The sequence below is a fragment of the Kitasatospora sp. NPDC059160 genome (assembly GCF_042755465.1).
Lineage (GTDB): Bacteria > Actinomycetota > Actinomycetes > Streptomycetales > Streptomycetaceae > Kitasatospora.
This window is the reverse complement of sequence record NZ_JBHZCN010000200.1, coordinates 1-7052: the sequence shown is the minus strand read 5'-3', so window position 1 is coordinate 7052 and position 7052 is coordinate 1. Positions and strand designations below refer to the sequence as shown.

The window sequence follows — 7052 nt, the reverse complement described above, 5'->3', positions numbered from 1 at the left end:
CCGGCATGGCCCGGGCCATGCCGGCGGAGCTGGCCGACGACACCCTGGACATCCTCGGCTCGCCCAGCCCGGCCGAGACCCGGATCAGCCCGGACGTCGAGCGGGTCCTCGGTCGGCCGCCGCGGTCCTTCGCGGACTGGGCCGCGCGCAACGTCGCCGCGTTCCGCTGAGGTCGGGTCCGCCGGGGTCGGGTCCGCCGGGCCCGGCCGGTCAGGGCCGCTCGGCGTCCCCGGGCGGCGGGGCGCCGAGGGCGAGGGTGAAGCTGAACCGGTCGCCCCGGTAGAGGGCGCGGACCAGTTCCAGCGGGCAGCCGTCGGCGTCGAGGCTGCGGCGGTGCAGCAGCAGCATCGGCAGCGCGGGCGGGGTGCCGATCAGCAGGGCCTCGCGCGGGGTGGCCAGGACGGTCTCGATCCGCTCGTCGGCGGTGCCGAGGTGGACGCCGTGCGCGCGCAGGTAGCCGTAGAAGGAGCCCTCGGGGTCGAAGTCCGTCGCCAGGTCGGGTACTCGGGCCACCGGCACGTAGGTGGACTCCAGTCCGACGCGCTCCTCGTCGGCGCGCAGCACGCGTTCCAGGTGCCAGAGCGGTTCGCCCTCGGCGACGGCCAGGCGCCCGGCCAGCGCGGGGTCGGCGGCCAGGCGGTCGAGGGTGATCAGGGTGCGGCCGGGGCGCAGGCCCTGGCGGGTGACGCCCTCGGTGTAGCTGGTGAGGGACAGCGGCTGCTCGATCTTCGGTCCGGCGACGACCGTGCCGCGCCCCTGGCGGCGCAGTCGGCCCTCCAGCAGGAGCTCGCGCAGGGCCTGGCGGACCGTCGCGCGGGCGACGCCGTGACGCTGCGCCAGGTCGGCCTCGGTGGGCAGCCGGCCGCCCGGGCCGAGCTCGCCGAGGAGCTCCTCCAGCCGCTCCTTGACCAGGTAGTACTTGGGCACCCGGCCGTGCTCGGGGACGCCGGCGCGGGCGGGTTCCGGGCCGGGCCGGGGGGTGGGCTGGTTCACCGCGCAAGCCTATCGAGCGGCCGGGGCGGGGGGTTCGGCGGCCGGGCGAAGGTCACGAAACGATAACCGGTCTGGACTGAATTTCGACCGTTGTTCATGCCGCCGTGGATTCGCCAAGGGTTCGTGCTCGCCCGGCCGCCCCACTCTCGGTGCTGGTGCAACTGCACCGAACCGATGCCCAGTTGGGAGCCCCCCTTGCGCACCTCCCGCTCCATCCGCAGCACGGCCCTCGCCACCGCCACGGTCGCCGCGACCGTCGCCGCGCTGATCCCGCTCTCCGCGTCCGCCGCCACCGCCGTGACCGCGTCCGCCGCCACCGGTGCGGCCGCCGCGGTCGCGGCCGACGGCTCGTACCAGGGCCTGCCGAACGGCACCAAGCAGGCCAAGACCCTGGTCATCGGCGTCGACGGCACCCGCTACGACAAGCTGCTCACCGCCGACGCGCCCAACCTCAAGGCCCTGATGGCGGGCGGCCTGACCGCCACCAGCAACCTGTACGCCAACCCGCTGGCGCCCACCCTGTCCGGCCCGGGCTGGTCCACCATCGCCACCGGCGTGTGGCCCGACAAGCACAAGGTCAAGGACAACGCCTTCACCGGCGCCCGCTTCGACCTGTACCCCGACTACGCCACCCGCCTGGAGGCCGCCGACCCCGGCAACTCCACCCTGGTGATCGGCTCCTGGAACCCCATCACCGCCAACGTCTTCAACGGCCGCGCCGACCTGCGCATCCCGGAGAGCGAGAACGACGGCAAGACCGCCACCGACGCCGCGGACTACCTCGCCCACGGCAACCCCGACGAGACCTTCCTGCACTTCGACGGCGTCGACGAGGCCGGCCACGCCCACGGCGGCGCCAGCGCCGACTACCTGTCCGCCATCCACACCGTGGACGGCCTGGTCGGCCAGGTCGTGCAGGCCGTCAAGTCCCGCCCCACGTACGGCTCCGAGGACTGGCTGATCGTCGTCACCACCGACCACGGCCACACCGACGCGGGCGGCCACGGCGGCAACAGCGCCAACGAGCGGCAGACCTTCCTGATCGCCGACGGCGCCGGCTGCGCCCCCGGCTCGCGCCGCTACGACGTCAAGCCGGTCGACATCGCCCCCACCGTCCTCAAGCACGAGGGCGTCGCCGTCGACCCCGCCTGGAAGCTCGACGGCCGGCCGATCGACGAGATCACCCCGGACGCCTTCGACGCGCTGCGCCCGAACCTGCAGACCCGGGTCGACGAGACCGGCATCCCGGCCGGGGTGAAGGGCTGGACCCACACCCCGCCGGCCGGCTGGAGCATCGACAACTCCCGGATGCCCAGCGGCGGTGTGACCGAGTGGCGCGGCTGGGCCTTCGCCACCGACGAGTTCTGGACCGCCGCCGAGCTGAACCAGTCCCGCGAGACCAATGTGCGCGCCCGCAACGTGTTCGCCGTCGCGGACTCCGACGAGTGGGACGACAAGGCGCACGGCGCCGGGCAGTTCGACTCCACCCTGATCAGCCCGGTCTACCCGGTGTCCGGCCTGAGCCGCGGCACGCTCTCCTTCGCGACCGACTACAAGGTGGACGGCCCGCAGACCGGTGACCTGTACGTGGTCTTCGACAACGGCACCCCGCAGCTGGTGAAGTCCTACCGCAGCGACCTCAACACCGTCGAGCAGCTGCCGGTCACCGTCCCGGCCGGCGCCACCGGCGCCCGCTTCCAGTTCCGCTACACCGGCACCAACAGTGCCTTCTGGACGGTCGACCAGGTGACCTTCACGGCCTCCTGAACCGCCCTCGGGCCCGCGGGCGGGGGCCGTGCGCCGGCCCCCGCCCCGGGCTCCGGGTCAGGTCAGCTCGCGCATCCGCCGGATCGGGCCGGCCAGCAGGATCACCGGGCTCACCACGCTGACCACGGCGACCAGGAGCAGCGCCGTTCGCGGTCCCCAGGTCGCGGCGGCGGCCCCGGCGGCCAGGGCGCCGACCGGGATGGCGCCCCAGGAGACGAAGCGGACCGTGGCCATCACCCGGGATAGCAGCTCCGGGGGGGTCCGGGTCTGCCGGTGGGTGCGGGTCACGATGCTGGTGACCACGACCCCCGCCGAGAACCCGGCGTTGCCGAGTGCGAAGACCAGCGTCGCCCACCCGGGCCCGGCGAGCGGCAGCAGCAGGGCGAAGGCGGTGGCGACCACGGCCGCCCAGCGCAGCGCGGTGCCGCTGCCGAACCGCGCGACCAGCCGGGGAGTGGCGGCCGCGCCGAGCAGGCTGCCGAGCCCGCCGGTGGCCATCAGGGCGCCGACGGCGGCGGCCGGGGCGTCGAGGGTGCGGACCAGGAAGACCGGGGTGAGCGTCATCAGCCCGCCGCAGACGAAGTTCACCGCGGTGGCGTCGGCCACGCAGGGCCGGATCACCGGGTGCCGGGTGACGAACCGCCAGCCCTCGCGGATCTGCTCGCGCATCCCGGCGCCGCCGGTCGGCCGGGCGGCGGGCTGTGCGACCGGCGGCAGGGTGCCCAGCAGGGCCGCCGAAGCGAGGTAGCTGACGGCGTCCAGCAGCATCGAGGCCGCGCCGCCGACCAGCTGCACCAGCACGCCGCCGAGCGAGGGCCCGGCCAGGTCGGTGGCAGCGACGCTGCCGGAGAGCAGGCTGTTGCGGGCGGTCAGCTCCTCCTTGGGGACGACGGCGGGCAGGAAGGTCGAGTTGCCGACGTCGAAGAGCACGCTCGCGAAGCCGACCAGCAGGGCCACCACGACCAGTTGGGGCAGCCCCAGCACCCCGAACGCGGCGGCCAGCGGCACCGAGGCGACGGCGGCGGCCCGCAGCAGGTCCATCGCCACCTGGGTGCCGCGCAGGGGCAGCCGCTGGACCAGCACGCCGGCCGGCAGCCCGATCACCAGCCAGGCGACGTAGGCGGCGCCCGTGATCAGTCCGACCTCGAAGGCCGAGGCGTGCAGGGTGACCACCGCGATCAGCGGCAGGGCCACCGTCGTCACCTGGTCGCCGAGCCGGCTGACGGTCGAGGCGGTCCAGTAGCGCCAGAACGCCCCCGCCCCGGGGCCGCTTCCGCCGCCCCCGCTCCCGTCCCCGCCCGCCGGATCCACCGTTCTCGCCGCGCCCACCGTCTCGGTCGTCAACGTCCGCCCCTTCGCCGCCACCGGTCCACCAGCGGGACCGAGTGAGTTCCCTTTGGGAACTCACTATACTGGGTGATCATGCGGCACACGGAAGCGGCGGACCCCGACTGCGCGATCTCCCAGGCCCTGACGGTGGTCGGGGACACCTGGACCCTGCTCCTGGTCAGGGACGTCGCCGGAGGCACCCACCAGTTCGACGCCCTGCAGAACGGACTCGGCATCAGCCGCAAGGTGCTCACCGAGCGCCTCAAGGCCCTGGTCGCCGACGGCGTCCTGGAGAAACGGCTCTACCACCCGCACCCGCCGCGCTACGAGTACCACCTGACGGACCGCGGCCGCGGACTCCTGCCCGTCCTGGTCGCCCTCCAGGACTGGGGCGGACGCTACGTCCTGGGCGACGGCACCCTCTCCGCCACCAGCACCCCCGACTCCGCCGAGACCCGCCGGGTCACGGCCCTCACCGGCCACCGGCTGCCCGCACTGGAACTCGACGCCGCCGCCGGCGGACGGGTCGACCCGGTCGCCGCGGACCACGCCTGGACGGTGCTCTACTGCTACCCCGGCGCCTACGCCCCGGGCGGGGCCGACCAGCCGCCCGGCTGGGGCGACATCCCCGGCGCGCCCGGCTGCACCCTGGAGTCCTGCACCTACCGCGACCGGATGGGCGAGTTCGCCGCCCGCGACACCGTCGTCCACGGCGTCAGCACCCAACGCCCGGACCAGCTGGCGGCCTTCGCCGAGCACGCCCGGATCCCGTTCCCGCTGCTCTCCGACGCCGGCCTGGAACTCGCCGCCGGGCTTCGGCTGCCCACCTTCCGCGCCGCGGGCGTCGAACGCCTCAAACGGCTCACCCTGGTCCTCGACGCCGGCCGCACCGTGCGCGGCGTGCTCTACCCCGTCACCGACCCCGCGGGCTCGGTCGAGGACGTCCTCACCCTGCTGGACGGGCTGCGCCGCTGACCCCCGGACGCACGACAGCGGGTGCGCCCCCGGCCCGGCCGGGAGCGCACCCGCTCAACTGTGCTACGGCGGACGGCGGTCAGTACCGCGAGGCGATCACGAACCAGCCGACCACCATGATCAGGACGACGGCGACGATCGCGACCGCGGTCGGCGTCAGCCGGTCCCGGAACTGCTTCCCGGGCTCGACCCGCTGCGCCTCCTCGGTGCTGGACTCCCACCAGGTGCGCAGCCGCCGGACGTTCACGTCGAAGTCCTCGGTCGGGTACAGCGGGCTCCAGGACAGGCCCGGCAGTGAGCGCCGACGCCCGCCCGTGGTGAGGATCCGCGCCGCGCGGGTCGGTCCGGAGCCGGCGTACGGGCCGCTGGACGCGGTGGTGCGGACGTCGACCCAGCGGATCTCCGCCCAGGAGTAGGTGCGCCCGGCCCCGAACCCCCAGCAGATCGTCACGCCCTCGGGCCCGACCCGGCTCCAGCCTCGCCACGAGCTGTAGAAGACCGGCACGAACAGCACCACGACGCTGCCGAGCGACCAGGCCACGAACACCGGCCCGGAGCGCACTATCCCGACGGACACCATGAGGACGAGGAAGGCGAGCGCGCCGACCAGACGGGACTTGGAGGGGCGGAACAAGTCCTTGCCCCGGAACACCAGTTCGTTCACGGGTCGCAGGCTACTCCGGTGCGTCGTCTGCGAACAGGAAGTTCGACGCGATCTTCACGGGAGGCGGGAGGCCGGGGCTGCCCGGTGCCTCCTCGACCACCCGACCGGGGGTCATGCCTGTTCCCCGGCGCGGAGTTCGGTGGCGATCTGGCGTCGGCCGGCGATGAGGGTCTCCAGGACGATGCCGAGGCCGACCAGCAGGGCGAGGCCGGTGGTGGGCAGCAGGACGGGGAGCAGGACGGGGGTGATGGCGTCGCCGACCTCGGCGCCGACGAGGGTGGAGATGTCGAAGGCGCCGCCGAGCAGGGCGACGGCCGCGAGGGCGGCCAGGCCGCCGCCGACGGCGGCCGCGAGGGTCTGCGGCAGTGCCTCGGTGATGATCAGTGCGAGTCCTTGGCGGGGGCGCAGGCCCATGGTGCGCAGGCGGGCGAGAACGGCGGTGCGCTCGGGTGCGGCGCGGAACAGCGTCAGCAGGACGGCGAGCAGGGCGTAGCCGGCTCCGGCGGCGGCCGCGTACCAGAACAGCCGCTCGGCGGCGTGCTGCAACGGATCGTCGGCCAGGGCGGCCGCGGTGTCCCGGCTGCTGTGCACGACGTAACCGGCGGGCAGGCCGTGCGCGTCCTTGCCGACGGCCGTGGCCTCGTCCGCGACCAGCTTGGCCATGCCGACCGGCTGGGCACCGCCGTTGCCGCGCAACGCCGTCCGGACGGCCTCGGGATCCACGCCGCCGACGGCGAACCACCTGTTCACCCGCCGGGTGTCCGGCAGGCGCTCCCAGGCGGGGCCCGCGGCCACCACGGCGAAGGGCGCGCCGGGGTCGGGCAGGGCGGCGGTGGCGCCGACGGTCGCGGCGACGCCGAGGCGCAGGTCGTTGCCGTTGGCCGTGCGCACCTGGGACGCCCCGGTGGCGGTCAGGCGCTTGGCCAGGTCGCGGCTGACCAGGGCGGGCACCGGGGTGTCCCGGCCGCCGGGGGCGGCGGCCAGCTTCGCCGGGTCGAACTCGCCGACCCCGAGGGTCCGGGAGATCTCGGCGTAGGCCGCCGGGTCGACCACCATCACCAGGTAGGCGTCGGTGTAGGTCTGGTCGGCGGCGAGGACCCGGACCTTGTCGACCCAGACCGCGGTGGAGGCGTGGACGCCGGGCAGGGTGTCGGCGGCCTTGGTGAAGGACTCGGTGAGGGTCGCGTAGTCGGGCAGGGAGACGCTGATGTCCCCGCCGGTGGCGATCCGCGCGGCCCGGGTGCGGACGTGGTCGACGGTGTCGAGCACGGTGGCACCGAAACCGGTGGTGGTCACGGCGATCAGCAGCGCGAGCAGCGGCAGC

At 74.6% G+C, this 7052-nt stretch carries 5 protein-coding genes and 2 pseudogenes; 3 read left to right on the top strand and 4 right to left on the bottom strand.

Features of this window, described 5'->3' with window-relative positions; genetic code table 11:
• A pseudogene (locus tag ACFXOZ_RS41535) lies at positions 1–170 on the top strand (NmrA family transcriptional regulator); the annotation flags it as partial.
• A gap of 40 nt (positions 171–210) precedes the next feature.
• On the opposite strand, the gene ACFXOZ_RS41530 reads toward ACFXOZ_RS41535, so the two are convergent.
• The gene (locus ACFXOZ_RS41530) at positions 211–993 is read right to left on the bottom strand and encodes a GntR family transcriptional regulator (protein ID WP_380595248.1); all 783 of its coding nucleotides are present in this window, start codon (positions 991–993) and stop codon (positions 211–213) included.
• A gap of 195 nt (positions 994–1188) precedes the next feature.
• Here ACFXOZ_RS41530 and ACFXOZ_RS41525 point away from each other — a divergent pair, with 195 nt between their 5' ends.
• Complete coding sequence (locus ACFXOZ_RS41525) at positions 1189–2760, top strand: alkaline phosphatase family protein (RefSeq protein ID WP_380595246.1); 1572 nt, start codon at positions 1189–1191, stop codon at positions 2758–2760.
• Between the two features lie 57 nt (positions 2761–2817).
• On the opposite strand, the gene ACFXOZ_RS41520 is transcribed toward ACFXOZ_RS41525, so the two are convergent.
• Entirely contained in the window at positions 2818–4104 is a 1287-nt protein-coding gene (locus tag ACFXOZ_RS41520; protein WP_380595244.1) for an MFS transporter, read from the bottom strand.
• A gap of 78 nt (positions 4105–4182) precedes the next feature.
• On the opposite strand from ACFXOZ_RS41520, the gene ACFXOZ_RS41515 reads away from it, so the two are divergent.
• The gene (locus ACFXOZ_RS41515) at positions 4183–5064 is read left to right on the top strand and encodes a winged helix-turn-helix transcriptional regulator (protein ID WP_380527615.1); all 882 of its coding nucleotides are present in this window, start codon (positions 4183–4185) and stop codon (positions 5062–5064) included.
• 79 nt (positions 5065–5143) lie between these two features.
• On the opposite strand, the gene ACFXOZ_RS41510 is transcribed toward ACFXOZ_RS41515, so the two are convergent.
• Both ACFXOZ_RS41510 and ACFXOZ_RS41505 read right to left on the bottom strand, forming a co-directional pair.
• On the bottom strand, positions 5144–5728 hold the full coding sequence (locus ACFXOZ_RS41510) for a hypothetical protein (protein ID WP_380595242.1): 585 nt from the start codon (positions 5726–5728) through the stop codon (positions 5144–5146).
• Between the two features lie 111 nt (positions 5729–5839).
• Positions 5840–7052: pseudogene (locus ACFXOZ_RS41505) on the bottom strand (hypothetical protein); the annotation flags it as partial.